Below are 24,891 nucleotides of genomic sequence, written 5' to 3' on the forward strand. Positions count from 1 at the left end.
TCCTGCCGGTGACGGTGCCGGCCGCACGACAGAAGGAGTCACGACGCCCATGCTCGCCGCGTGGGGCGCGCTCGCCCTGCTCACCCTCGTCCACCTCGTGGCACAGCTCACCGGCGCCTCGACGCTCGCCGACACGTCGCAGTGGTTCCTCATGCCCGTCCTCGCGGGCTGCCTGTGGCTCGCCACGCGGTCCGCGGCCGGTACGGTACGACGCCGCTCTCGCCTCGTCCGCCTCACGCTCCTCGCACTGGGCTTCTCGTGGCTCGGGGACACCGCGCCGGACCTCGCCGACGGCGACGCCGCGTTCCTCGTCATGGTGGGCTTCTTCCTCTGCGCCCAGGTGACCTACACGCTCGCGTTCTGGCCCTACCGTGCGGGCTCCGTCCTCCGACGCCCGACCGCTCTCGCGCCGTACGTGCTCGCCCTCGTCGCTCTCGTCGTGGCGTGCGCGCCCGGTGCGGGAGCGCTCCTCGTCCCGGTGGTCGTCTACGGGCTGTGCCTCGTCGCGATGGCGGTCACCGCCACGGGTGTCGACCGCCTCGCCGCCGTCGGCGGTGCGGTCTTCCTCGTGTCGGACGCCCTCATCGCGCTGGACGCGTTCGCCCCCAGGTACGACCTGCCTGAGCACGGCTTCTGGGTCATGCTCACGTACGTCGGAGGCCAGCTGCTCCTCGTCCTGGGCGTGCTGCGTCGTGAACGCAGGACCGTCCTGACCCGCGCCGAGGACGGCGTCGCGTGGGCATCGACGTGACTCTCGCCCGCGTCGTGCAGGCGGGGACCAGCCCACGTCGACGGTCGACGAAGACGCTCGCCGTGGTCCTCGACGACGGCGACACGTTGGCGCGAGCTCTTCCGAGGAGCGGGCTACCGATGCTCGGCCGCACCGACCCGTACGGTGACGTCACCCTCAGCCGGACGGAGATGGGTCAGCTCGTCTCCGAGCTCCGGACTCTGGCCGGACGCGCCGCACGCGGCGACGTCGCGGTTCTGGTGCAGGTCCTCGACCTCGCCGTGCGGTGCCGAGACGCTCCGGGCACGGAGCTTCGGTTCGAGGGGGACTGACGGCTTCGGTCCGTCGGTTCAGTGCGGCGCCTGGGCCGCGACGGAGGCCGGTCCGGACCGCGCGAGCCGGTCGACGAGTCGTAGCGGGCTGGGGATCCGCCCGTCGCCGGGCAGGTCCACGACCAGCCTCGCCGCGGCCGTCAGGTCGATCCCTGTCGCGGTGACGTGCAGCGGACGACCGCTCGTGCCGCGCAGGATGCTGACGGCGTGCGTCGCCGGGCGGAACCGTTTCTTGGCGACGCCGACGATCGCCCGTGCGACGCCGGACTGCGCGACGTGGGCACCCAGCCCCGGGGTTCCCTGTGGGTCGAGCGTGACGTAACCGTCGACGATCAGCAGGTCGATGGTGGCGACCTCCGCGAGGACCGCGATCAGCGGCGGGAGCTCTCTCTCGAAGAAGCGCCCCGGCACGTAGGGCTCGACTGTCGGCACCGAGATCGTCCGGGTGTCGATCACGGACAGGAACGACGGGTCGGCGGCGACCACGACCGCGGCGTGCGCGCCGCCCTCGTGAGGGTAGTGGACGTCTACCGCCGCCGAGCGCCCCAGCCCGCCGAGAGGATCCCCGAGCCGGGCCGGAGCCGTCGCCACAGAGTCTCTATCCGACGGCCGTGATCGGGGAGGAGAGCGGCGTGCCCGAGCCGTCGCGGCGCTGATCGGCCTCGGGCAGCTCGGCGGACTGGCCCCCCGCACCCGTCGCGCGCGGCGGTCCCTGCCCGACCCAGGCGAGGATCAACGCGTCCTCGCCCTTGAGGAAGCGGTGCGCCCGGACTCCGCCCGTCGCGCGCCCCTTGCCGGGGTACAGCTCGTACGGCGTCACCTTGGCGGCGCCCGTCTGGGTGCCGGGCAGCGCGCCCGACGACCCGGCGACGGTGACCACGACGGCGAGGTCCCGCACGTCGGCTGCGACGACACCGAAGAATGTGACGCGCTGGCCGTCCGCGAGCCGGATGCCCGCCATGCCTGCCGCCGACCGGCCCTGCGGCCGGACGGAGCTCGCGTCGAAGTGCAGGAGGCTCGCGTCGCTGCTGACGAGCACGAGCTCGTCCGCGTCGGTCGCGGGTGCGGCGCCCACGACGGCGTCGCCGTCCTTGAGCCCGATCACCTCCCACGCGTCGCGGTTGCTGGGGACGTCTCCCGGCAGGACGCGCTTGACGACGCCCTGCGCGGTGCCGAGCGCGAGCGGGGGAGCGTCGGCGTCGAGCGAGGCGATGGTCACGGCCTCCTCGCCCGGCTCGAGCGCGACGACCTCGCTGAGCGGCACGCCGCCCGACAGGCTCGGGGCGCCGTCCGTCGGGGGGATCGCGGGCAGGTCCAGGACGGAGACGCGGACCAGGCGCCCACGGTTCGTGACGAGGCCGATCTCGCCGCGCGCCGTCGTGCGGACGCGGCCGCGCAGGACGTCGTGCGCGGCCCGTGCGCCGCTCCGTGCCGGCTCGGTGTCGTCGCTCGTCCGGGCCAGCAGGCCCGTCGCCGAGAAGAGCGCCCAGCAGGGCGTGTCGGCCACCTCGAGCGGCACGGCCGCCGTCGTGGTCGGTGCGGCGCCCGCGGACTCGAGCAGGATGGTGCGTCGCGGCGTGCCGTAGGTCTTCGCGACGTCGGCCATCTCCGCGGAGACGACGGCGCGGAGCTTCGTGTCGTCGCCGAGGATCTCCTGCAGCGCGGCGATCTCCTGGCGGAGCGCGTCCTGCTCCTTCTCCAGCTCGACGCGGGAGAACTTCGTCAGGCGGCGCAGCTGGAGCTCGAGGATGTACTCGGCCTGCGGCTCGGACAGGTCGAAGACGGCCTGCAGGCGCTCGCGCGCGGCGCGCGCGTCGTCCGAGGAGCGGATGACCTGGATGACCTCGTCGATGTCGACGATCGCGATCAGCAGGCCGTCGACGAGGTGCAGGCGCTCCGAACGCTTGCGCAGGCGGTGCTCGGACCGGCGGCGCACGACGTCGATGCGGTGGTCCACCCAGACGACGAGCAGCTCGCGCAGGCCGAGCGTGCGCGGCTGGCCGTCGACGAGCGCGACGTTGTTGATGCCGAACGAGTCCTCGAGCGGCGTGTACCGGTAGAGCTGCTCGAGCACGGCCTCGGGGTTGAAGCCCGTCTTGACCTCGACGACGATGCGCAGGCCGTGCTCGCGGTCGGTGAGGTCCGTCGCCGCGGTGACGCCCTGGATCTTCTTCGCCTTGACGCCCTCGGCGATCTTCTCGATGACCTTCTCGGGGCCGACGACGTACGGCAGCTCGGTGAAGACGATGCCCTTGCGGCGCGGCGTGAGGTTCTCGACCCGGGCGGTGGCCCGCGTGCGGAACGAGCCGCGTCCGGTACGGTACGCGTCGCGCACGCCGTCGAGCCCGACGATCTTGCCGCCCGAGGGCAGGTCCGGCCCGGGCACGAACCGCATGATCGCCTCGAGGTCGGCATCGGGGTGCTGCACGAGGTGGCGCGCGGCGGCGATCACCTCGACGAGGTTGTGCGGCGCCATGTTCGTCGCCATGCCGACCGCGATGCCCGACGCCCCGTTGACGAGCAGGTTCGGGATCGCGGCCGGGAGGACCTCGGGCTGGGTGAGCTTGTTGTCGTAGTTGGGCACGAAGTCGACGACGTCCTCGTCGAGGCCGGTCGTCATCGCGAGCGACGACGGGGCGAGACGCGCCTCGGTGTACCGGGAGGCGGCCGGTCCGTCGTCCAGCGAACCGAAGTTGCCGTGCCCGTCGACGAGCGGCAGGCGCAGGGAGAAGTCCTGCGCGAGGCGCACGAGCGCGTCGTAGATCGCGCTGTCGCCGTGCGGGTGCAGCTTGCCCATGACCTCGCCGACGACCCGCGCAGACTTCACGTGCGAGCGGTCGGGGCGCAGGCCCATGTCGGCCATCATGTAGAGGATGCGGCGCTGCACGGGCTTGAGCCCGTCACGTGCGTCCGGCAGGGCGCGCGAGTAGATGACGGAGTAGGCGTACTCGAGGAACGACCCCTCCATCTCCGTGGCGACGTCGACGTCGACGATCGTCTCGTTCACCTCGGCCGGGTCGAGCGAGGGGGTCGAGGGCTTGCGCGCCATGGTCGTGCGGGCTCCTGCCGGTCGGTGCGTGGGGACGCTGGTCGGGGTGGCGGACGGCCTTCCCGCCGGACGCGAGGGTAGCCCACGCGTCCCACAGCCGGACCACGCCCCCGGCCGCTCAGGACGATTGTCCTCCTCGACCGGGCCGCGCGGGTGCAGGCGCACCGCGCCGCCCACCGCATAGCCTGGGGGCGTGAGCGGCGCCGACGTCGGGTCCCACCCCATCCAGCACCCCGTCGACTACCCGGTCGAGTGGGAGGCCGACGTCGTCCTGCGCGACGGCACGACGACGCACGTGCGCCCGATCCGCCCCGAGGACGCCGACGCCCTCCAGCGCTTCCACGTCTCCCAGTCCGAGCGGTCGACGTACCTGCGGTTCTTCGCCCCGATGCAGCGCCTGTCGGACCGCGACCTCGACCGGTTCACGCGCGTGGACCACTCCGACCGCGTGGCGCTCGTCGCCGTCCGGCCTCGCAGCGGCGTGCCCGACGACGGCGCTGCGGGGGAGCAGGACATCATCGGTGTCGCACGGTTCGACCGCACGACCGGGCGGGAGGCCGAGGTCGCGTTCAACATCGCCGACTCGGCGCAGGGCCGCGGCCTCGGGTCCGTGCTGCTCGAGCACCTCGCCGCCGCCGCGCGCGAGCTCGGCGTGCAGCGGTTCACGGCGGAGGTGCTGCCGCAGAACGGCAAGATGCTCGCCGTCTTCCGCGAGGCCGGTTACGACGTGCGCCAGCAGATGGACGACGGCTTCGTCGTCGTCAGCGTGGACCTCGACCCGACGGAGCGCTCGCGGGCCGTCATGGCCGACCGCGAGCACCGCGCCGAGGCGCGCAGCATGCAGGGTCTGCTCGGCGCGTCGAGCGTCGTGCTCGTCGGTCCGGACGACCCGGCCACGGAGGAGCCCGCGGGCATCGAGTCGCTCCTCGCGCACCGCGCGCTCGCCGCGCTGCGGCACGGCGCGGGCGTCGAGGTCCACGTCGTCGGACAGGACCTGGCCGGGGCGCCCCGCTCCGGGACCTCGCTCTCCCAGGCCTCGCGACCCGGGACCACACCCCCCGCCGTCGGTCCCGACGCCGTGCGTGTCACCGCGCACGCGTCGCTCGCCGACGTCCCGGCCCCCGTGGACCTGGCCGTCGTGTCGCTGCGACCTCCCGAGGCGATCGACGCCGTACGGCACCTCGCGCGCCTGGGCGTGCGGGGCGTCGTCGTGCTGTCCGCGGGGTACGCGGAGACGGGCCCCGAGGGCCTCGCGCTGCAGCGCGAGCTCCTGCGCGTCGCGCACACCGCCGGCCTGCGCGTCGTGGGCCCCGCCAGCTACGGACTCGTCACCCATGGCGCGTCGTCGGGCGGCCCGACCCTCGCCGCGACCCTGGCGGACGAGCTGCCGCGACCGGGCGTCGTCGGGCTGTTCTCCCAGTCCGCACCCATGGCCGTGACGCTCCTGGCGACGACGGCGCGCCGCGGGCTGGGCGTGTCGTCGTTCCTCTCGGCGGGACACCGGGCCGACGTGTCGGGCAACGACCTCATGCAGTACTGGCAGGACGACCCCGCGACCCGGGTGGTGTGCCTCTACCTGGAGTCGATCGGCAACCCGCGCAAGTTCTCGCGCATCGCGCGCCGGCTGGCGTCGGTGAAGCCCGTCGTCGTGGTCACCGCCGGCCGGTCCGGCCACGTGGTGCCCCCGGGGCACGCCGTGCGCTCCACGACCGCCCCGCGGCGCACGCTCGACGAGATGCTGCGCCAGTCCGGCGTCATCCGCGCGGAGAACACGCACCAGCTCATCGACGTCGCGCAGCTCCTCGCGCACCAGCCCCTCCCCACCGGACGGCGCGTGGGCATCCTGGCGAGCTCGGCCTCGCTCGCGGCGCTCGTCGCCGAGGCGGCCGCGTCCGCCGGGCTCGTGGTCGCACGGTCCGACTTCCTCCCCGAGGACGCCTCGTCCGAGCGTCTCGCCGAGGCCGTCGACGCCCTCTACGCGCCCGACGCGTGCGACGTCGTCGTCGCCGTCCAGGTGCCCACGGTCCGTCCGCGTCGCGTCGACCTGTCGCACGCCCTCGCCGCTGCCGCCGCGCGCACGCGACGGACGACGGTGGCGAGCATGCTCGGCCTGCACGGTCTCACCGACGAGCTCTCGGCCCCCGACCCGCACGCACCGACGTCCCCCGCCGAGGGGGCGGACGACGCCGCGGCCGGGAGCGCGGCGACGGCGCTCTGCCGGGTGCCCGCCTACTCCACGCCCGAGGACGCCGTGGCCGCGCTCGGCGCGGTCGTGCGCTACGCGCGCTGGCGCGAGGCCGACCACGGCTCCCCGGTCCGGCCCGCAGGCGTGGACGGGGCACGTGCGCGCCAGATCGTCGACCGTGCCCTCGCGGGCGCCGCGGAGGTCGACCTCGACCCTGCGGCGACCGCCGACCTCCTCGCGTGCTACGGCGTGCACGTCTGGCCCGCGCGGCGCGTGCGCACCCCTGACGAGGCGGTCGCCGCCGCGCGCGAGATCGGCTGGCCCGTCGCGCTCAAGTCCACCGCGCCGGGTCTGCGTCACCGCGCGGACCTCGGCGGCGTGCGGCTCGGGATCGCCGACGAGGCGGAGCTGCGCGCCGACGTCGACCAGATGCGCGAGGCGCTCGCGGCCGTGCTGCCGGGCGCCGCGGACCAGCCGCTCGAGGTGCAGGCGATGGCCGACGCGGGCGTGGCGTGCGTCGTGCGCTCCACCGAGGACCAGCTCTTCGGCCCGGTCGTCTCGTTCGGTCTCGCGGGCGACGCCGTCGACCTCCTGGGGGACGTCGCCTACGGCGTGCCCCCGCTCACCGACGTCGACGTGGCGGCGATGGTGCGGTCGGTGCGCGCCGCGCCCCGCCTGTTCGGCTACATGGGGACGCAGGTCGCCGCCACCGCCGCGCTCGAGGACGTGCTGGCGCGGGTCTCGGTGCTGGCGGACGACCTCCCGGAGGTGCGCAGCCTCGAGCTGTACCCGGTCGTCGTGTCCGAGCACGACGCCGCGGTGCTCAGCGCGCGCGTGAGCCTCGCCGACGCCCAGCGTGCCGACGCGCTGCGGCGGGCGCTGCCGGGCTGATCGCGCGGACCGCGGCGTCGTCCACACGCCGGGTCGGGCGGGCTGGCCGCGCGCGACCGACGGGTGGGAGAATGCGCGGGTGCCCTCAGCAACCCCCGACGCGACCCCTGACACGGCTCCTGATGCGTGGACCGACCTGACGACCCAGCTCCACCGGGCCGGGTACTACCCCGAGCTCGTCGCGGACGTCCTCGACGTCGCGGTCGCCGGCGAGGAGATCGTGTCCCACCTCGTGCTCCCGGAGACGACGTTCGACGCGTCCGAGGTCCGTCGCCACCTGACGGTCCTCGTGCTGACCCCGACCCGGCTCGTCACCGCGCACGTCGACGACCACCCGGCCGACAGCGAGAACCCCTCGGCGTCCGCTGCGGCGACGACGGAGTCGGTCCCGCTGTCGGAGGTCCGGTCCGTGTCGCTCACGCACGTCGTCGCAGACCCGCAGACGCACCGCGGCGGCAACCTCCCGCTCGAGGTGACCCTCGCGCTCGGCTGGGGCGCCGTCTCGCGCGTCGACCTCGAGCCCGCGGCCTGCCCCGACCCGAGCTGCGAGGCGGACCACGGTCTGACCGGTCAGATCACGCCCGACGACGTCGTGGTCCGCGTCAGCGCCGAGGCCGAGGGGCGCGCGGCCGTCGGTGCCGCGGTCGACTTCGCCAAGGCGCTGTCCCGCGCGACCGCGCAGCGCACCCGATGACGTCGGTGCCCGCCCGGACGGCGCAGCACGCGCCCGTCGACGCGCCGCAGCTGGCCGACGGGCTGCTCGCGCCCGACCAGGGCACCGGATCGCTCGCGGCCGTGCTGCCGGCAGCTCTCGACGCGCTCGGCGTGCCCGTCACGACGGCGACCGGCATCGAGGGCGGAGCCGCGCGCACCGCCCTGGACCTGCCGCGCGCGGACCGCGTGTGCGTCGTGCTCGTGGACGGCCTCGGGCACCTCAACCTCGCCGAGCGGGCCGGTCACGCGCCGTTCCTGCGCTCGCTCCTGCCCGACGTCCGCCCGCTCACCTCGACGTTCCCCAGCACGACCGCGGCGGCGATCGGTGCCTTCGGCACGGGGACGGCACCCGGGCGCACGGGCATGCTCGGCTACACCCAGCGCAACCCGGTGACGGGCGGGCTCGCCAACATGGTCTCCTGGGAGGGAGCGCCGGCCCCCCACGAGCTCCAGCGCGAGACGCCTCTCCTCGCCGTCGCCGCCGAGGCCGGCGTGGCCGTCACCTCGACCGGTCCCGCGCGGTTCGCCGGCTCCGGCATGACCGTCGCCGCGCTGCGCGGCGGGACGTACGCCGCCGCCGACCCCCTGGAGCGGCGCGTGGACGCGGCGCGTCTCGCCCTCTCCCGGCCCGGGCTCGTGTACCTCTACTGGGGCGAGGTCGACAAGGCCGGCCACCACCACGGCTCGGGCTCCTGGCAGTGGGGGGACGAGCTCGAGCACCTCGACCGCGAGCTGTCGCGCCTCGCGCGCTCGCTCCCCGCGGGCACGCTGCTCCTCGTCACCGCCGACCACGGCATGATCGACGTGGACCCGGGACTGCGCCGCGACGCGGCGACCGACCCGGTCCTCGACGAGGGCGTGACGCTCGTCGGCGGCGAGCCCCGCGCCGTCCACGTCTACACCCAGCCTGGCGCGGCGGGTGCCGTCGCGGCGCGCTGGCGCGACGTGCTGGGGGACGACGCTCTCGTCCTCGAGCGCGAGGAGGTCCTCGCGCGCGGCCTCCTGGGCCTCCACGCCCGCGACGACGCGGTCCGGGCCGCGGGCGACGTGGTCGTGGCGATGCGCGGTCGCGCGACCGTCGTCGACTCCCGCACGCAGACCGCCGCGTCGCTCGCGCTCGTCGGCGTCCACGGCTCCCTCACCGAGCGGGAGATGCGGGTCCCGCTCCTCGTGGCGGGGCGCTGACGCCATGGCAGAGCTCGTCTTCTTCTCCGGGACCATGGACTGCGGCAAGTCCACGCTCGCCCTGCAGCTCGACCACAACCACGCGGCGCGCGGACGGCGCGGCCTGATCTTCTCCCGCGACGACCGCGCCGGGACGGACCGGCTCTCCTCGCGGCTCGGACTCGAGGTCGCGGCGCTCGAGGTCACGGACGCCACCGACTTCTGGGAGCTCGTGTCCGCCCAGCCCGTCCCGGTGGACTACCTGGTGTGCGACGAGGCCCAGTTCTACTCGCCGGCCCAGGTCGAGCAGCTCGCGCGCCTCGTCGACGAGACGGAGGTCGACGTCTTCGCGTTCGGCATCACCGCCGACTTCCGCACGCGGCTCTTCCCCGGGTCCGCACGCCTCGTCGAGCTCGCCGACCGCGTCGAGGTGCTCCAGGCCCACGCGCTGTGCTGGTGCGGCGCACGGGCCACGCACAACGCGCGCACGGTCGACGGCCGGATGGTCGTGGCGGGGGAGCAGGTCGTGGTGGGCGACGTCGGTGACGGCGGCGGTGAGGTGGCGTACGAGGTCCTGTGTCGTCGGCACCACATGCGTCGGATGACGACCGCCGCGGCGCGCGCGCTCGCGCCCGCCGACGGGCTGTCGCTCGACCTTCCGGACTGAGGCCCGTCAGCCCTCGGGCCGCGCGCCGAACACGATCTCGTCCCAGCTCGGGACCTTGGCACGGGAGCGGTTCTTGCCCTTGCGCGGCTCGCGCGCACCCGGGCGTCGTGCGGGCTCCGGCTCCGGCTCCGCTCCGGACGCGTCGCCCCGCGAGGCAGCCTCCGGCGCGTCGGCGGGGTCGGCGTGCGGGTCCTCGGACCGCACGGCGTCCTGCGGGTCTCGAGCCGACGGGTGGTCCCGGGTGGCGGCGGGGTGCGGGTGGTCCGCCTCCTCGCGCGCCCGGATCGACGGGAGGTGCACGACCGTCGCCCCACGACCCTGCTCGTCGTCCTGCCCGCCGTGCTCGCTCCCGGGCCGGTCGGTGTCCCGGACGGCGGGATCCGTGCCCGCGTCCGTGCCGTCCCGCAGCGCGACGCGCGGGCCGAAGCCCTCGAAGGGCTCCTGCCCCGGAAGGTCCGCCGCAGCCCCCGCGGGCTCGGTGCGCGGCCGCACACCCCGCCGTCGGCCCAGGTCGTCCAGCAGGTCGGCGGTGCCGTCCGGCTCGGGCGTCACCGGCTCCGTCCGGCGGCGCGCGGCCCCGGCGTCGACGTCGAAGACCGCCGCGGTCCCCGGCGACGGGTCCGGGTCCGACTCGGGCTGCGACAGCCAGCGCGCCTCGTCGTCGAGCGCGTGCAGCGCGCGCGACGCCGGGTCGTACGTCCAGCGCGCGGTGCGCGGACCCGACGAGACCTGGAACGTCGCCGTCACCACCCATGCCGCGCCGTGCTGCCTCGCCGCGCTCCACACCACCCCGGCCGGGTCGACGTCGCGGGCCACGAGCCGGCGCGCCGCGAGGTCGTCGATCGTCGGGGCGTCGTCGCCGTGCCCCTGGGGCGACCGCCGCACCCGGTCGACGACGTACTCCTGCTCCGCCACCACCGGGCCGGCGAAACGGCGCACGCTCTCCACGGGGATCCCCGCGGCCTCCGCGACCTCCTCGACGTCGTCGCCGGCGCGCAGCCGCGACTGGATCTCACGCGGCGAGAGGTTGCGCTCGCCCTCGGCCCGCAGGTGCTCGAGGTGCGGCCTGTCGCGCCGGACCGCGGCGCGCAACGACTCGGTGATGGGCAGCAGGTAGTGGGCACCGCCCACCCCGCCGAGGACGAGGTGCTCCCCGTCCTCGTGCAGTCTCACCAGCTCCAGCTCGTCCATCAGCCCTCCCGTGTCGCCGCGCCCGCTCCCTCGAGGGTGCCATCCTCGCGCGTGCGGCGGGTGCAACCCGCCCGGTGTGCCGCGGACTGGCCGCCTTGGGATGATGCGCCGTGTGATCCTCGACCTCGTCCCCGGTGACGCCCTCGAGCTCGGCGGCGTGTTCTGCGCGGCGCTGTCCGGCGGTCTCGCTGCCGTGCGCAAGCGCTACGACCTCGTGGGCGTGCTCGTCCTCGCCTGGGCGGCGGGACTAGGCGGCGGTCTGCTCCGCGACGTGCTCATCGGCGCGATCCCGCCCGTGGGCATCTCCGACTGGCGTCTGGTCGCCGTCGCCGCGGCCGCGGGGATCGTGACGTTCTTCTGGCACCCGCGGCTCGAGCGGCTGCGGCGCAGCATCGTCGTGCTGGACGCCGGGGCGCTCGCGCTGTTCGTGCTCTCCGGCACGATGAAAGGGCTGGAGTACGGCGTCGGGCCGCTCGCAGCCGTCTTCGTCGGCGTCCTGACCGGTGTCGGTGGCGGGATCCTGCGCGACGTCCTCACGAGCGAGGCGCCGCTGCTCTTCCAGGACAAGCAGCTCTACGCGATCCCGGCGCTCGCGGGAGCCGCGCTCACGGTCGGGCTGTGGGAGGCGGACCTGCTCGGCCCGCTCTCCCAGGCGGGCGTGCTCGCGCTGATCTTCGGCTTCCGCCTGCTGTCGCTGCGTCTCGGCTGGTCGGCCCCCGGGCCGTGGGAGGGTCGCCCCGGGCGGCGCGGTTCCGGCAGGATGTGACCGTGCACTCCTTCATCGACGACCCCCGCCTGCCCGACGACGTCACGGTCGCCGACCTGCGCGAGCTCGCGGAGCGGCTCGCGCGCGCTGCCGGCGACCTCGTCCGCACAGGCCGCCCCGACCGTGTCGAGGTCGCGTCGACCAAGTCGTCGGCCACCGACGTCGTCACCCGGATGGACGCCGACTCGGAGGCGCTGCTGCGCCGGGAGATCGCCGCCGCGCGTCCGGACGACGCCGTGCTCGGCGAGGAGGACGGCGCGTCCTCCGGCACGTCGGGCATCACGTGGGTGGTGGACCCGATCGACGGCACGGTCAACTACCTGTACGGCGTCGCGTCGTACGCGGTCTCCGTCGCGGCCGTGGTCGGGGCCCCCGACCCGCAGGAGTGGACCGTGCTCGCGGGCGCCGTGCACTCCGTCGTCGACGGGCGCACGTGGACCGCCGGCCTCGGCGGGGGCGCGACGGTGGACGGCCGCTCCCTGCGGGTCGTGGAGCCGACGTCGCTCGCCCAGTGCCTCGTCGGCACCGGCTTCGGCTACGACGCCGACCGGCGGCGCGCGCAGGCCCGCGTGCTCGTCGAGGTGCTCCCGCGGGTCCGGGACATCCGACGGCTGGGCTCGGCGGCGATCGACCTGTGCCTCGTGGCGAGCGGCGAGCTCGACCTCTACTACGAGCGCGGGCTCAACCCGTGGGACATGGCCGCCGGAGGCCTCGTGGCGCAGGAGGCGGGCGCCGTGCTCACGGGCTTGCGCGAGCGCGCGGCAGACCACGAGATGACCGTGGCGGGAGCGTCGGGACGGGTCGGGGAGCTCGTCCGACTCCTCGAGGACGTGGGCGCCGACGCCGACGAGTGACCGTGCGCCGGGGGTCGTGACGAAGGACACCGGGCGCGTCGTGCGCCACGGGGTGCATCCGCCCCGGAAATGGTGCAGAATCCGGTGGCCCGCCGGGAACAATTCCGGTGCGCCGTGCATTGATCAGCGTGCACGTGCCGCGACGACCTCGGGGCACGCCACGTCCCGGGACGCACCCCCGCGTCCCGCACCCGCGCTCGTCCGGAACGGCCGGCCATCGCCGGCGGAACCGGGTGCGCGTTGTCGCGATCGACGAACTTCCGGAGAGTGACCCCACAGATGGCAACAGACTACGACGCCCCCCGCAAGAGCGAAGAGGAGCTCAGCGAGGACTCGATCCAGGAGCTGCAGGCTCGTCGCTCCGACAAGAGCTCGGGCGTTGTGGACGAGGACGAGACCGAGGCGGCGGAAGGCTTCGAGCTTCCCGGCGCGGACCTGTCCGGCGAGGAGCTCTCCGTCCGGGTGCTGCCGCGCCAGGCGGACGAGTTCACCTGCTCGAGCTGCTTCCTCGTGCACCACCGCAGCCAGCTCGCGTACGAGAAGAACGGGCAGCAGATCTGCTCGGAGTGCGCTGCCTGACCCGCGCCCGCACGTCCTCGTCGGCCGTCGTCCCCACCAGGGGACGGCGGCCGACGTCGTGCAGGGGAGACGGGCCGGTCCGCCGCCGGGCGCGGGCCCGGCCGTTCAGCCGTCCGAGCGGGCAGCGCGCCGCAACGCGTCCGCGAGGGCCTGGGGCCGGCGTGTGGAGACGAGCCAGTACGGTGTCGGGTCCTGCGGGTCGTCGAGCGTCACGTGGACCCCGGTGCGGGCCCAGGCGCGCAGGCACACGAAGGCGCGCGCATCGAGACGCGGTCCGAGCTCGCCCCGCATGGCGTCGGCGTCGAGGGTCGTCACCTGACCCAGCAGCACGACGGGGATCGACGCGCGGCCCGCGCGGAACGTCCCGTCCTGGACGGACACGACGGGCGACGTCCACCAGAGCCCGACCAGGCCGGCCACGGCGGCGAGTCCCGCGACGCCGAGCGCGATCGCGTGGCTCGCGGGCCACAGCGCCACGCCGAGGACGGCCGCGAACCCCACGACGGCGGCCCAGCCGCCGACGCCGGGCAGGACGCGCTCGCGGAAGCCCGGCCCGACCGTCCCGGGCGCCGGGGCGTCGGTCGGGCGGGGGGAACGGTCCGGGGCGTCGGTCATGCCTCCATCATCCCAGCCGCCCGGCGTGCCCCCGGAACCGGGGCCGTGCTCGCACCCGGCAACCGTGCGCACTAGGATCTGCCGGGTGCCGACCGACCAGCAGCCCACGCCCGGCGACGTCGACGTCCTCATCACCCTCCTCGACGACGTGCCGCTGCCGGCGTACGCCCACCCGGGCGACGCGGGCGCGGACCTCGTGACCACGGTCGACGTCGAGCTCGCCCCGGGCGAGCGCGTCGTCGTCCCGACCGGCGTCTCGATCGCGCTCCCGGACGGGTACGCGGCGTTCGTCCACCCGCGCTCGGGCCTCGCGGCGAAGCACGGCCTCACGGTCGTCAACGCGCCCGGCACGGTGGACGCCGGCTACCGCGGCGAGATCCGGGTGACGCTGCTCAACACCGACGCGCGCGAGGCGGTCGTGCTGCGCCGCGGTGACCGGGTCGCCCAGCTCGTCGTGCAGAAGGTCGAGCGCGCGCGCTTCGTCCGCGCCGAGCGCCTGCCCGGCTCGCACCGCGGTGAGGGCGGCTTCGGGTCGAGCGGCGGGTGGGCCGCGGCGACCTGAGGTCGTCCGAGGTCACGGTGACCCTGCCGGCACGTTCGCGCAGGGCCGATCCACACCCCGCGGACGAGTGGCGATCGCCACGGCGCGCTGGGGCTACTGTGGAAGGGTCGGGGCGAGCGCCCCGGCTGGAGTCCCGGCGGTGGCCGGGCAGGTGAAGGAGCTCTTTCGTGGGTCTGTTCCGTCGCTCCCCGTCGTCGCAGCCGGCTGAGCCACCGGCAGCGCAGGACGCCGCCGACACCGTCGACGCCGCGACCCCCGGGACGGGGACGAGCGCGGCAGGCGAGGCGAACGCCCCCGGTCGCGGTCCCTACGACTCGTCGCAGGTGCCCGAGCGTGGTCCGCGCGTCGACCTGGGTGCCGTGTGGCTCCCCGGCGTGCCGGGCATGGAGCTGCGCATGGAGGTCGACAAGAAGACCCAGCGCATCACCGGTGTCGCGTGCGCGGTCGCCGGGTCGGGCCTGCAGGTCCAGGCGTTCGCCGCCCCGCGCTCCGAAGGCATCTGGGACGAGATCCGCGGCGAGATCGCCGCGTCCGTCACGAAGCAGGGCGGGACGGTCGACGACGTCCCCGGCCCCTTCGGCCGCGAGCTCATCGCACGCATCCCCGCGCAGGCGCCCGACGGCCGCACAGGGGTCCGCCCCGCGCGCTTCGTCGGGGTCGACGGCCCGCGCTGGTTCCTGCGCGGCGTCCTCACGGGGAAGGCCGCGGTCGACCCGCAGGAGGCACGGCTCCTGGAGTCGGTGTTCGCGAACATCGTCGTGGTGCGGGACCAGAGCCCGCGCCCGCCGCGCGACCTCCTCACCCTCCACCTCCCCGGCAAGGCGCCCGCCCCGACGGCCGCCGTGCCGGCGGGCACGCCCGAGGCGCCGTCGTTCGACCCGCTCACCCGTGGCCCCGAGATCACGGAGATCCGCTGACATGTCCCCGACCCTGCGTGCCGCCTGGCAGTCGGCGCTCGCCTCCCAGGAGGAGGTCGCCGCGGACGAGGAACGGGTCGAGGCGGCCCGGCAGACCGGATGCCGCGCCGTCGCGGACCTGCCGAACCGCCGGCGGGCCAAGGTCACGGGCATCCTGCGCTCCGTCGTGCTCCGGCCCCGTGAGGGTGTGCCGACGGTCGAGGTCGAGCTCTACGACGGCTCCGGCGCGATCGACCTCGTCTGGCTCGGCCGTCGGCGCATCGCGGGGATCGAGCCGGGTCGTCGCGCGCTCGTCGAAGGCCTCGTGTGCGACGTCGACGGGCGGCGGACCATGTTCAACCCCCGCTACGAGCTGCTCCCCAAGCCCGGGGAGTGACCGGCGCACCACCCGAGCCGCGACCGTGACCGACCGCGCACCGGCGCCCGGCGGGCGCCCGTCAGCACACCCCGAGGACGCCACATGACCAGCACGCCCCCGTCGGGACGCCCCGGCCCCGAGCACCCGTCGACGCGACCGGACGGCACGGACGCCGGCGACGTCGCGCACGAGGCCGACGTGGTCGAGACCGTCGTCGACGACGTCGCCGCGCCCGAGGACGGGCCCGCACGCGGCGTCCGCGCGCTGGCCGGCGAGCAGTTCTCCGTCGCCGAGGCGGTGGGCGGCGTCCGTGGGCTCGTCGAGTCCGTCGCGCCGGGACTCGTCTTCGTCGTGCTCTACGTCGCGACCTCGGACCTGACGTGGGCGCTCGTCGGCTCCGTCGCCGTCGCGCTCGTGGCGGTGGGGGTCCGGCTCGCGCAGCGCACGCCCGTGACCCAGGCCCTCGGCGGGCTCCTGGGCGTCGGGATCGGCGTCTTCTGGGCCTGGAGGTCCGGCGAGGCGCAGGACTACTTCGCGTGGGGGCTGTGGACCAACGCCGCGTACCTCCTCGCGCTGCTCGTCTCGCTCGCGATCCGCTGGCCGCTCGTCGGCCTCGTCGTCGAGGGCTTCCGCAGCGGCTTCGGCACGGGGACCGCACGGTCCGCCGACGCCGAGCCGGCCGTCGCGGCAGAGCCTGACGCCGGGCCGGCCGGCGCGGCAGAGCCTGGTGCGTTCGCCCGCTGGGCCGAGGTGTGGCGCTCCGACCGGACGCTGATGCGCCGCTACGCCGCCGCGACGTGGCTCTGGGTCGGGCTGTTCGCCGCGCGGCTCGCCGTCCAGGTGCCGCTCTACCTCGACGGGTCCGTCGGGTGGCTGGGGACCGCGCGACTCGTCATGGGCATCCCGCTGTGGGCGCTCGTGCTCTGGCTCACCTGGGTCCTCGTGCGTCGTCCTGCGGCAGGTCGTCCGGCCTGAGCAGGGCGGCGTCCTCGGCCTCGGGGGGCGGCAGGACGTCGAGGACGTCCCGGACCGGGGCGTCGTCGTCGGCCGTGGCGGTGGCCGTGCCCGTCGTCGGGTCGGTGACGGGGCCCGCGGCGGCGTCCGTCGGCGTCGCGACGAGGAGCCGGGAGAGGGCGTCCTCGTCGGCCTCGTCGCCGGTGACGAGGAGGAGCTCGTCACCGGCCTCGAGGGTGTCGTCCTGGCTCGGCGCGATGGGGCGCGTGCCCCGCACGACCGCGGCGAGCACCGTGTCCGGGGGCCACGCGACGTCGCCGACCCGTCGGCCGACGAGGGGCGAGGACACCGGCAGCGTGACCTCGAGGATGTCCGCGCCGGACTGGTGGAAGGTGAAGATCCGGACGAGGTCGCCGACCGCGACGGCCTCCTCGACCATGGCGGTCATGATGCGCGGCGTCGACACCGCGACGTCGACGCCCCACGACTCGTCGAACATCCACTCGTTCTTCGGGTTGTTCACGCGCGCGACGGTGCGCGGCACGCCGAACTCGGTCTTCGCGAGGAGCGACACCACGAGGTTGACCTTGTCGTCGCCCGTCGCGGCGACGATGACGTCGCACTCGTCGACCTTCGCGTCCGCGAGGGTCGAGAGCTCGCACGCGTCGGCGAGCAGCCAGTCGGCGTCGGCGACCTGCGCGACGCGCATCGCGGCGGGCTGCTTGTCGACGAGCATGACCTCGTGGTCGTGGCTCAGCAGCTCGCGGGCGATCGAGCGGCCGACGGAGCCCGCCCCGGCGATCACGACGCGCATCACTCGACCTCCGTCTTCGGGGCGTGCGTGAGGACCCGCTCGACGGTCGGTGCGTCGTCGGTGCCCATGAGGACGTGCAGCACGTCGTTCTCCTGCAGGACGGTGCGGTCGGTGACGGTCACGCCGTCCCCGAACCGGCTCACGAAGGCGATCCGCGCGCCCGACGCCTCCTGGATCGCGCGCACGGTGCGGCCGATCCACGCGGGGTGGAAGTCGAGCTGGGCGAGCCGGACGCGACCCGACGGGTCGCGGTACTCGTCGGTCGCGCCCAGGGGCAGCATGCGACGCAGGACCTGGTCGGCGGTCCAGCGCACGGTCGCCACCGTGGGGATGCCGAGCCGCTGGTAGATCTCGGCGCGCTGCGGGTCGTAGATGCGGGCCACGACCTTCTCGACGCCGAAGGTCTCGCGCACCACGCGGGCCGACAGGATGTTCGAGTTGTCGCCGTCGGAGACCGCCGCGAACGCGTACGCGTCCTCGATGCCGGCCTGCACGAGGGTGTCGCGGTCGAAGCCCATGCCCGTCACCTTCTTCCCCGTGAACTCGCCGGGGAGCCGGCGGAACGCGTCGGGGTTCTGGTCGACGACGGCGACGGAGTGTCCGCTCGCCTCGAGCGACTGCGCGAGCGTCGCACCGACGCGGCCGCAGCCCATGATCACGAAGTGCACGCAACGAACGCTATACCGCCCGCAGCCCGCCCGTGCCGTGAGACCGGCGACCGGCCGACGACGGGCATAGCATGAGGCCTCGTGTCGGAGATCGCTGATGCCGCCAAGCGGCTGCTCGTCGGACGCCCCGTGCGGAGCGAGCGGCTGGGGCACACGCTGCTGCCCAAGCGCATCGCGCTGCCGGTGTTCGCGTCGGACGCCCTCTCGTCGGTCGCGTACGCGCCCGACGAGATCCTCCTGACCCTCGCGGTCGCGGGCCTGGCGGCCACGACGATCTCGCCGTGGGTCGGCCTCGCCGTCGTCGTCGTGCTGCTCACGGTCGTCGCCTCGTACCGGCAGAACGTGCGCGCGTACCCCTCGGGCGGCGGCGACTACGAGGTCGCGACCGTGAACCTCGGCCCGACGGCGGGCGTGGGCGTGGCCTCGGCGCTCATGGTCGACTACGTGCTCACCGTGGCCGTGTCGATCTCGTCCGGGGCCCAGTACGCGGCGAGCGCGATCCCCGCGCTGCGCGGCCACGAGGCGACGTTCGCGATCGTGCTCGTCGTGCTGCTGACGCTCGTCAACCTGCGCGGGGTCAAGGAGTCCGGGAAGCTCTTCGCGATCCCCGTGTACCTCTTCATGCTCGCCATCGGCTCGACGGCGGTCGTCGGGTTCTTCCGGTACGTCACCGGGAACCTGCCGCCGGCCGAGAGCGCCGATCTCGAGCTCGTCGCGGAGAGCGGGTTCGACCAGGGGCTCGTCGGGATCGCGGGAGCGTTCCTCGTCGCGCGCGCGTTCGCGTCGGGGTGTGCGGCGCTGACCGGGGTGGAGGCGATCAGCAACGGCGTGCCGGCGTTCCGCAAGCCCAAGTCGCGCAACGCGGCGACGACGCTCGCGCTGCTCGGCGGCATCTCGACGGTGATGATGCTTGTGATCCTCTTCCTCGCGAGCGCGACCGGCGTGCACTACGTCGAGGACCCGCACGAGCAGCTCACCCTGAACGGCGAGCCGCTGCCGGCCGACTACGTGCAGCACCCCGTGCTCGGACAGCTCACGGAGTCGGTGTTCTCCGGTGCGCCCTTCGTGTTCGTCGCCGTCTCCGTGGTCACGGGCCTCATCCTCGTCCTCGCGGCGAACACCGCGTTCAACGGCTTCCCGGTGCTCGGCTCGATCCTCGCGAAGGACGGCTACCTGCCCCGGCAGCTCCACACGCGGGGCGACCGGCTCGCGTTCTCCAACGGCATCATCACCCTCGCCGTCGCCGCGATCGTGCTCATCTGGGCCTTCGACGCCCAGGTCACGCGGCTCATCCAGCTCTACATCGTCGGCGTCTTCGTCTCGTTCACGATCTCGCAGCTCGGCATGGTGCGGCACTGGACGCGTGCGCTGCGCACGGAGCACCAGCCGCGCGAGCGTGCCCGCATGCGCCGCTCGCGGGTCGTGAACTCGGTCGGGCTCGCGATGACGGGGACCGTCCTCGTCATCGTGCTCGTCACCAAGTTCACGCACGGGGCCTGGATCGCGATCCTCGCCATGGGCGTCGTGTTCGTGCTCATGCGCGCGATCCGCAAGCACTACGACACGGTCCGCGACGAGCTGGCCCTCGGGGACGACCTCACCCAGGCCCGCGCCCTGCCGAGCCGCGTCCACGCCATCGTCCTGGTGTCGAAGATCCACCGGCCGACGATGCGCGCGCTCGCCTACGCGCGCGCGTCGCGCCCGTCGGTGCTCGAGGCGGTCACGGTGGGGGTCGACCCGGAGGACGTCACCGAGCTCATGCGGGAGTGGGAGGGGCTCGACCTCCCCGTCCCGCTGCGCGTCCTCGACTCCCCGTTCCGCGAGATCACGCGACCCGTCCTGTCCTACGTGCGGTCGGTGCGGCGCGAGTCGCCCCGCGACCTCGTGGTCGTGTACATCCCGGAGTACGTCGTGGGCCACTGGTGGGAACAGCTCCTGCACAACCAGAGCGCGCTGCGGCTCAAGGGCCGGCTGCTCTTCACGCCCGGCGTGGTCGTGGCGTCCGTGCCGTGGCAGCTCGCGTCGACCGAGGGCCAGACCGGCCTCGAGGGGGAGGGCTTCCGGTCCCGCTTCCCGGGCATGTGACGCGTCCGTGGCCGTCGGGGACCGCTGAGGGCCGCCGCGCGGGGAGCCACCGGGGATACTGGGTGGCATGCCCTCCTCCCCGCGCGGCCGCGCCGCAGCACGTACCCGTCCGAACCCTCGACCTGAGGTCGAGGTCGAGATGGAGGTCGAGGTCGGTCCCGTCGCGCACGGTGGGCACTGCGTCGCCCGCCACGACGGTCGTGTGGTCTTCGTGCGGCACACGCTGCCCGGCGAGCGCGTCCGCGCACGCGTGACCGAGGGGGGCGAGGGTTCGAAGTTCTGGCGCGCGGACGCCGTCGAGATCCTCGAGCCCTCGCCCGACCGGGTGCCGTCCGTGTGGCCGGAGGCGGGTCCCGGCGGCGTCGGCGGCGGCGAGCTCGGGCACGTCGCCCTCCCTGCCCAGCGCCGCTGGAAGGGCGACGTGCTCGCCGAACAGCTGCGGCGCCTCGCGCGCCTCGATCTCGACGCCCGGCCTGACCTTCAGGTGGAGGTCGAGGGTCTGCCGGGAGACGACGAGTCCGGCGGCCTCGGCTACCGCACGCGCATCGACCTCGTGGCCGACGACGACGGTCACGCCGGGATGCACCGGTTCCGCTCGCACGACGTCGTCGCGCTCGACGCGATGCCGCTCGCGACCGACGAGGTCGCAGGGCTGGCCGAGCAGGAGAAGGTCTGGACGCGACGCTGGCGCCCCGGGACGCGCCTCGAGCTCGTCGCCCCGACCGGCTCCGCCCCGCTGCTCCTGGTCGACGGCGAGCCGTGGCGCGGGGGGTCCCTGGACAAGCGGACCAACGCGCGACGCAGCGTCGTCGAGCACGTGACGGTGGGCGGTCGAGAGCACGCGTACCGCGTCGCGGCCGACGGCTTCTGGCAGGTGCACCACCGCGCCCCCGCCGCGCTCGCGGACGCGGTCCTGGCCGGAGTGGGCGACGTCGACGGCGCGCGTGTCCTCGACCTCTACTCGGGCGCCGGTCTCTTCACGCTGCCGCTCGCGGCGGCGGTCGGGGCGAGCGGGGCCGTCGTCGCCGTCGAGGGTGACGAGCGGGCCGTGCGCGACGCGCGGCGCAACGCGCACGGCGTGGAGAACGTCCAGCTCAACCACGGTCCGGTCGAGCACGTGCTCACCGGGCGCGGTGAGGGTGCGGACGCCGTGGCGCGCGGGGGAGCGGACGTCGTCGTGCTCGACCCGCCGCGTGTCGGTGCAGGCCGCGCCGTCGTGGAGGCGGTCGCCGGGACGGGTGCCGGGCGCGTCGTGTACGTCGCGTGCGACCCTGCCGCACTGGCGCGGGACGTCGCGTATCTCGGCGAGCACGGCTACGACCTGCGCAGCCTGCGGGCGTTCGACCTCTTCCCGCACACGCACCACCTGGAAGCGGTCGCGGTCCTCGAGCGTTGAGCAGTCAGGAGCCCTGGACCGTCCGGTCGTCGTCGCGCGGCCGGCGAGGGCGGACGGGAGCACGGAGATGGGCGAGCAGGTGCGGGAGGGGTCGACCCGGCAGTCCGGGAGGTCGGCGCAGCCGGACGACGTCCGCGACGTCGTGGGCGTCGGGGTGCTGCTGCCGAACGGCAGGCTCGCCGGTCGCGCGTTCGCGTCGCGCGCCGACGCCGAGGCGTGGGCCCGGCCCGAGGAGGGCGAGCAGGTCGTCGAGCTGAACGTGCTGTGCGACTGCGACCTCTGACGACCGGACCTGACCTGCAGCTTGTGTGTCCGGTAGATATCTTGACGTCAAGATATGTGCGCTATGCTGGTCGCGGTGCTGGTCCCGGCGCCGACGGACGCGAGCGCTCGACGTGCGCGCGACCCCGGCCGGACCGCCGCACCGGCCCGGCGTAGGCTGGGCGAAGCCCCCCAGAACCATGGCATCCGTGCCACCGTCTCGCCACGAAGGAGCCACGAGTGAGCAGCGTCGACACGTTCGGGTCGAAGGGAACACTGGAGGTCGGTGGGAGCTCGTACGAGATCTTCCGCCTGTCCGCCGTCGAGGGTGTCGAACGCCTCCCGTACAGCCTGAAGATCCTCGCCGAGAACCTCCTGCGCACGGAGGACGGCGCCAACATCACCGCCGACCACGTGCGCGCGCTCGCGTCGTGGGACCCCGCGGCGCAGCCCGACACCGAGATCCAGTTCACGCCCGCGCGCGTGATCATGCAGGACTTCACGGGCGTCCCCTGCGTCGTCGACCTCGCGACGATGCGCGAGGCCGTCGTCGACCTCGGCGGCGACCCGTCGCGCATCAACCCGCTCGCGCCCGCCGAGATGGTCATCGACCACTCCGTGCAGATCGACGTCGCGGGCCGCCCCGACGCGTTCGAGCGCAACGTCGAGATCGAGTACGAGCGCAACCACGAGCGCTACCAGTTCCTGCGCTGGGGCCAGACGGCGTTCGACGACTTCAAGGTCGTCCCCCCGGGCACCGGCATCGTGCACCAGGTGAACATCGAGTTCCTCGCACGGACGATCATGACGCGTGAGGTCGACGGGGTCCTCCGCGCCTACCCCGACACGTGCGTCGGCACCGACTCGCACACGACGATGGTCAACGGCCTCGGCGTGCTCGGCTGGGGCGTCGGCGGCATCGAGGCCGAGGCGGCCATGCTCGGCCAGCCCGTGTCGATGCTCATCCCGCGCGTCGTCGGCTTCAAGCTCTCCGGCTCCATCCCGGCGGGCGTGACCGCGACCGACGTGGTGCTCACGATCACACAGATGCTGCGCCAGCACGGCGTCGTCGGGAAGTTCGTCGAGTTCTACGGCGAGGGCGTGGCCCAGGTGCCGCTCGCGAACCGCGCGACCATCGGCAACATGAGCCCCGAGTTCGGCTCGACCGCGGCGATCTTCCCGATCGACGGCGTGACCCTCGACTACCTGCGTCTCACGGGCCGCAGCGAGGAGCAGCTCGCGCTCGTCGAGGCGTACGCCAAGGAGCAGGGCCTGTGGCTCGACCCGACGGCGGCGACCTATGTCGAGCCGGCGTTCTCCGAGTACCTCGAGCTCGACCTCTCGACGGTCGTCCCGTCGATCGCCGGCCCGAAGCGGCCTCAGGACCGCATCGAGCTCACCGAGGCCAAGGAGTCGTTCGCCTCGGCGATCCTCGACTACGTCGGCGCCGAGGAGGCCGCGCCCTTCACCGGGCTCGACGAGTCCGTCGAGGAGACCTTCCCGGCGTCCGACCCGATCGCGGCGGCCGCGCACGACAACGAGTCCGACCACCCGGTCGCCCCCGGCCACGGCGACAGCGCCACGCGTCCGCACAAGGTCGTCCCGGTGACGCTCGGTGACGGCACGACGACGGAGCTCGACCACGGGCACGTCGTCATCGCCTCGATCACGTCGTGCACGAACACGTCGAACCCCTCGGTCATGCTCGCCGCGGCGCTGCTCGCGAAGAACGCGGTCGACCGCGGGCTCGCGTCGAAGCCGTGGGTCAAGACCTCGATGGCTCCGGGCTCGCAGGTCGTGACGAACTACTACGAGAAGTCCGGCCTCTGGCCGTACCTCGAGAAGCTCGGCTTCCACCTCGTGGGCTACGGCTGCGCCACGTGCATCGGCAACTCGGGTCCGCTCGCCGAGGAGATCTCCGCGTCGGTCAACGAGCACGACCTGTCGGTCGTCTCGGTGCTCTCGGGCAACCGCAACTTCGAGGGCCGCATCAACCCCGACGTGAAGATGAACTACCTCGCCTCGCCGCCGCTCGTCATCGCCTACGCGCTCGCCGGCACGATGGACTTCGACTTCGAGGGCGAGCCGCTCGGCACCGACCCGCACGGCGAGCCGGTGTTCCTCAAGGACATCTGGCCCTCGCCCGAGGACGTGCAGGCGACGATCGACTCCTCGATCGACCGTGACATGTTCACCAAGGACTACGCGGACGTCTTCACGGGCGACGACCGGTGGCGCGCGCTCGAGACGCCCGAGGGCGACACGTTCGAGTGGGACACCGAGTCGACCTACGTGCGCAAGCCCCCGTACTTCGACGGCATGGCGGCCGAGCCGTCGCCCGTCACCGACATCTCGGGCGCTCGCGTGCTCGCGAAGCTCGGAGACTCGGTGACGACGGACCACATCAGCCCCGCGGGCGCCATCAAGGCGGACTCGCCGGCCGGCAAGTACCTCGCCGAGCACGGCGTGGGCCGTCGCGACTTCAACTCCTACGGCTCGCGCCGCGGGAACCACGAGGTCATGATCCGCGGCACGTTCGCGAACATCCGCCTGCGCAACCAGCTCCTCGACGGCGTCGAGGGCGGCTACACGTACAACTTCGTGAAGGACGCCCAGGACACCATCTACGACGCCGCGCAGGACTACGCCGCCCAGGGCACCCCGCTCGTCATCCTCGGCGGCAAGGAGTACGGCTCCGGCTCGTCGCGCGACTGGGCCGCCAAGGGCACCGCGCTCCTGGGCGTGAAGGCCGTCATCACCGAGAGCTTCGAGCGCATCCACCGCTCGAACCTCATCGGCATGGGCGTCCTGCCGCTGCAGTTCCCGGCGGGCGAGAGCGCGGGGTCGCTCGGGCTCGACGGCACCGAGACGTTCGACATCGCCGGCGTGACGGTCCTCAACGAGGGCAGCACGCCCTCGACCGTGAAGGTCACGGCCACGAAGGGTGACGGCACGACCGTCGAGTTCGACGCCGTCGTGCGCATCGACACCCCGGGCGAGGCGGACTACTACCGCAACGGCGGCATCCTGCAGTACGTGCTGCGCTCGCTCGTCGCCTGACCCACCAGCAGGTCGTCGGGGTCTGCCCGACGCCGCACGCGCACCCGGCGGGGCGCTCACCTCTCGAGGTGGGCGCCCC

23 protein-coding genes are annotated in these 24,891 nt (G+C 74.1%); 17 read left to right on the forward strand and 6 right to left on the reverse strand.

Annotated elements, in window-relative coordinates:
* Window positions 1–49: 49 nt before the first annotated feature.
* Both NFS20_RS05895 and NFS20_RS05900 read left to right on the forward strand, forming a co-directional pair.
* Complete coding sequence (locus NFS20_RS05895) at window positions 50–751, forward strand: lysoplasmalogenase family protein (RefSeq protein ID WP_251150819.1); 702 nt, start codon at window positions 50–52, stop codon at window positions 749–751.
* A gap of 62 nt (window positions 752–813) precedes the next feature.
* Complete coding sequence (locus NFS20_RS05900) at window positions 814–1,062, forward strand: hypothetical protein (protein WP_251150820.1); 249 nt, start codon at window positions 814–816, stop codon at window positions 1,060–1,062.
* Between the two features lie 18 nt (window positions 1,063–1,080).
* Here NFS20_RS05900 and NFS20_RS05905 read toward each other — a convergent pair whose 3' ends face one another.
* Together NFS20_RS05905 and NFS20_RS05910 are read right to left on the reverse strand one after the other, a co-directional pair.
* Window positions 1,081–1,653: an endonuclease V gene (locus NFS20_RS05905; RefSeq protein WP_251150821.1), complete on the reverse strand. Its 573-nt coding sequence runs from the start codon at window positions 1,651–1,653 to the stop codon at window positions 1,081–1,083.
* 7 nt (window positions 1,654–1,660) lie between these two features.
* The gene (locus NFS20_RS05910) at window positions 1,661–4,111 is read right to left on the reverse strand and encodes a DNA gyrase/topoisomerase IV subunit A (RefSeq protein ID WP_251150822.1); all 2,451 of its coding nucleotides are present in this window, start codon (window positions 4,109–4,111) and stop codon (window positions 1,661–1,663) included.
* A 193-nt stretch (window positions 4,112–4,304) separates the two neighbouring features.
* Between NFS20_RS05910 and NFS20_RS05915 the strand changes: the two genes are divergently transcribed.
* From NFS20_RS05915 to NFS20_RS05930, 4 genes are all read left to right on the forward strand, one after another.
* Complete coding sequence (locus NFS20_RS05915; RefSeq protein ID WP_251150823.1) at window positions 4,305–7,187, forward strand: bifunctional acetate--CoA ligase family protein/GNAT family N-acetyltransferase; 2,883 nt, start codon at window positions 4,305–4,307, stop codon at window positions 7,185–7,187.
* A 79-nt stretch (window positions 7,188–7,266) separates the two neighbouring features.
* Window positions 7,267–7,881 carry a DUF5998 family protein gene (locus NFS20_RS05920; RefSeq protein WP_463105596.1) on the forward strand — a complete coding sequence of 205 codons (615 nt, stop codon included), beginning with the start codon at window positions 7,267–7,269 and terminating at the stop codon, window positions 7,879–7,881.
* Window positions 7,878–9,086 (forward strand): alkaline phosphatase family protein, encoded by a 1,209-nt coding sequence (locus NFS20_RS05925; RefSeq protein ID WP_251150824.1) that lies wholly within the window; start codon window positions 7,878–7,880, stop codon window positions 9,084–9,086. The genes NFS20_RS05920 and NFS20_RS05925 overlap by 4 nt, the downstream gene beginning before the upstream one ends.
* Window positions 9,087–9,090: 4 nt before the next feature.
* Window positions 9,091–9,732, forward strand: a complete 642-nt coding sequence (locus NFS20_RS05930) for a thymidine kinase (protein ID WP_251150825.1) — start codon at window positions 9,091–9,093, stop codon at window positions 9,730–9,732.
* A gap of 6 nt (window positions 9,733–9,738) precedes the next feature.
* On the opposite strand, the gene sepH is transcribed toward NFS20_RS05930, so the two are convergent.
* The gene (gene sepH, locus NFS20_RS05935) at window positions 9,739–10,923 is read right to left on the reverse strand and encodes a septation protein SepH (RefSeq protein WP_251150826.1); all 1,185 of its coding nucleotides are present in this window, start codon (window positions 10,921–10,923) and stop codon (window positions 9,739–9,741) included.
* A 103-nt stretch (window positions 10,924–11,026) separates the two neighbouring features.
* Here sepH and NFS20_RS05940 point away from each other — a divergent pair, with 103 nt between their 5' ends.
* The 3 genes from NFS20_RS05940 to NFS20_RS05950 all read left to right on the forward strand — a co-directional run bounded on the left by NFS20_RS05940 (window position 11,027) and on the right by NFS20_RS05950 (window position 13,122).
* Window positions 11,027–11,689 (forward strand): trimeric intracellular cation channel family protein, encoded by a 663-nt coding sequence (locus tag NFS20_RS05940; protein ID WP_502800786.1) that lies wholly within the window; start codon window positions 11,027–11,029, stop codon window positions 11,687–11,689.
* Window positions 11,690–11,691: 2 nt separating this feature from the next.
* Window positions 11,692–12,543 (forward strand): inositol monophosphatase family protein, encoded by an 852-nt coding sequence (locus NFS20_RS05945; protein WP_251150828.1) that lies wholly within the window; start codon window positions 11,692–11,694, stop codon window positions 12,541–12,543.
* Window positions 12,544–12,822: 279 nt separating this feature from the next.
* Window positions 12,823–13,122, forward strand: coding sequence for a DUF4193 domain-containing protein (locus NFS20_RS05950; RefSeq protein ID WP_229245043.1), 300 nt, complete (start codon window positions 12,823–12,825; stop codon window positions 13,120–13,122).
* Between the two features lie 105 nt (window positions 13,123–13,227).
* Here NFS20_RS05950 and NFS20_RS05955 read toward each other — a convergent pair whose 3' ends face one another.
* Complete coding sequence (locus NFS20_RS05955; RefSeq protein WP_251150829.1) at window positions 13,228–13,737, reverse strand: DUF3093 domain-containing protein; 510 nt, start codon at window positions 13,735–13,737, stop codon at window positions 13,228–13,230.
* A gap of 85 nt (window positions 13,738–13,822) precedes the next feature.
* Here NFS20_RS05955 and dut point away from each other — a divergent pair, with 85 nt between their 5' ends.
* The 4 genes from dut (at window position 13,823) to NFS20_RS05975 (ending at window position 16,549) form a co-directional block, all read left to right on the forward strand.
* Window positions 13,823–14,299, forward strand: coding sequence for a dUTP diphosphatase (gene dut / locus NFS20_RS05960; protein ID WP_251150830.1), 477 nt, complete (start codon window positions 13,823–13,825; stop codon window positions 14,297–14,299).
* Window positions 14,300–14,466: 167 nt separating this feature from the next.
* The gene (locus tag NFS20_RS05965; protein WP_251150831.1) at window positions 14,467–15,216 is read left to right on the forward strand and encodes a DUF3710 domain-containing protein; all 750 of its coding nucleotides are present in this window, start codon (window positions 14,467–14,469) and stop codon (window positions 15,214–15,216) included.
* 1 nt (window position 15,217) lies between these two features.
* Window positions 15,218–15,592 carry an OB-fold nucleic acid binding domain-containing protein gene (locus NFS20_RS05970; RefSeq protein ID WP_251150832.1) on the forward strand — a complete coding sequence of 125 codons (375 nt, stop codon included), beginning with the start codon at window positions 15,218–15,220 and terminating at the stop codon, window positions 15,590–15,592.
* 84 nt (window positions 15,593–15,676) lie between these two features.
* The gene (locus tag NFS20_RS05975) at window positions 15,677–16,549 is read left to right on the forward strand and encodes a DUF3159 domain-containing protein (RefSeq protein ID WP_251150833.1); all 873 of its coding nucleotides are present in this window, start codon (window positions 15,677–15,679) and stop codon (window positions 16,547–16,549) included.
* Here the strand turns inward: NFS20_RS05975 and NFS20_RS05980 are convergent.
* Together NFS20_RS05980 and NFS20_RS05985 are read right to left on the reverse strand one after the other, a co-directional pair.
* On the reverse strand, window positions 16,503–17,342 hold the full coding sequence (locus NFS20_RS05980; protein WP_502800787.1) for a potassium channel family protein: 840 nt from the start codon (window positions 17,340–17,342) through the stop codon (window positions 16,503–16,505). The genes NFS20_RS05975 and NFS20_RS05980 overlap by 47 nt on opposite strands.
* Complete coding sequence (locus NFS20_RS05985) at window positions 17,342–17,995, reverse strand: potassium channel family protein (RefSeq protein ID WP_251151231.1); 654 nt, start codon at window positions 17,993–17,995, stop codon at window positions 17,342–17,344. Before NFS20_RS05985 ends, NFS20_RS05980 begins: the two co-directional genes overlap by 1 nt.
* A 96-nt stretch (window positions 17,996–18,091) precedes the next feature.
* On the opposite strand from NFS20_RS05985, the gene NFS20_RS05990 reads away from it, so the two are divergent.
* From NFS20_RS05990 to NFS20_RS06005, 4 genes are all read left to right on the forward strand, one after another.
* Window positions 18,092–20,095, forward strand: coding sequence for an APC family permease (locus NFS20_RS05990; protein WP_251150834.1), 2,004 nt, complete (start codon window positions 18,092–18,094; stop codon window positions 20,093–20,095).
* 67 nt (window positions 20,096–20,162) lie between these two features.
* On the forward strand, window positions 20,163–21,491 hold the full coding sequence (locus tag NFS20_RS05995) for a class I SAM-dependent RNA methyltransferase (RefSeq protein WP_251150835.1): 1,329 nt from the start codon (window positions 20,163–20,165) through the stop codon (window positions 21,489–21,491).
* Between the two features lie 67 nt (window positions 21,492–21,558).
* Window positions 21,559–21,774, forward strand: coding sequence for a hypothetical protein (locus NFS20_RS06000; RefSeq protein WP_251150836.1), 216 nt, complete (start codon window positions 21,559–21,561; stop codon window positions 21,772–21,774).
* A gap of 218 nt (window positions 21,775–21,992) precedes the next feature.
* The gene (locus tag NFS20_RS06005; protein ID WP_251150837.1) at window positions 21,993–24,812 is read left to right on the forward strand and encodes an aconitate hydratase; all 2,820 of its coding nucleotides are present in this window, start codon (window positions 21,993–21,995) and stop codon (window positions 24,810–24,812) included.
* The last annotated feature ends 79 nt before the right edge of the window (window positions 24,813–24,891 follow it).

The organism is Cellulosimicrobium sp. Marseille-Q4280 (genome assembly GCF_943181405.1).
Taxonomy (GTDB): Bacteria; Actinomycetota; Actinomycetes; order Actinomycetales; family Cellulomonadaceae; genus Cellulosimicrobium.

Excerpts from the sequence above, each read along its gene's own strand:
- NFS20_RS05955 (WP_251150829.1), bottom strand. The coding sequence starts at position 13,737 with ATGACCGACGCCCCGGACCGTTCCCCCCGCCCGACCGACGCCCCGGCG.
- NFS20_RS05995 (WP_251150835.1), top strand. The coding sequence starts at position 20,163 with ATGCCCTCCTCCCCGCGCGGCCGCGCCGCAGCACGTACCCGTCCGAAC.
- NFS20_RS05985 (WP_251151231.1), bottom strand. The coding sequence starts at position 17,995 with ATGGGCTGCGGCCGCGTCGGTGCGACGCTCGCGCAGTCGCTCGAGGCG.
- NFS20_RS05895 (WP_251150819.1), top strand. The coding sequence starts at position 50 with ATGCTCGCCGCGTGGGGCGCGCTCGCCCTGCTCACCCTCGTCCACCTC.
- NFS20_RS05970 (WP_251150832.1), top strand. The coding sequence starts at position 15,218 with ATGTCCCCGACCCTGCGTGCCGCCTGGCAGTCGGCGCTCGCCTCCCAG.
- NFS20_RS05930 (WP_251150825.1), top strand. The coding sequence starts at position 9,091 with ATGGCAGAGCTCGTCTTCTTCTCCGGGACCATGGACTGCGGCAAGTCC.
- NFS20_RS05910 (WP_251150822.1), bottom strand. The coding sequence starts at position 4,111 with ATGGCGCGCAAGCCCTCGACCCCCTCGCTCGACCCGGCCGAGGTGAAC.
- NFS20_RS06000 (WP_251150836.1), top strand. The coding sequence starts at position 21,559 with ATGGGCGAGCAGGTGCGGGAGGGGTCGACCCGGCAGTCCGGGAGGTCG.
- NFS20_RS05975 (WP_251150833.1), top strand. The coding sequence starts at position 15,677 with ATGACCAGCACGCCCCCGTCGGGACGCCCCGGCCCCGAGCACCCGTCG.
- NFS20_RS05980 (WP_502800787.1), bottom strand. The coding sequence starts at position 17,342 with ATGCGCGTCGTGATCGCCGGGGCGGGCTCCGTCGGCCGCTCGATCGCC.
- NFS20_RS05925 (WP_251150824.1), top strand. The coding sequence starts at position 7,878 with ATGACGTCGGTGCCCGCCCGGACGGCGCAGCACGCGCCCGTCGACGCG.
- sepH (WP_251150826.1), bottom strand. The coding sequence starts at position 10,923 with ATGGACGAGCTGGAGCTGGTGAGACTGCACGAGGACGGGGAGCACCTC.
- NFS20_RS05940 (WP_502800786.1), top strand. The coding sequence starts at position 11,027 with ATGCGCCGTGTGATCCTCGACCTCGTCCCCGGTGACGCCCTCGAGCTC.
- NFS20_RS05950 (WP_229245043.1), top strand. The coding sequence starts at position 12,823 with ATGGCAACAGACTACGACGCCCCCCGCAAGAGCGAAGAGGAGCTCAGC.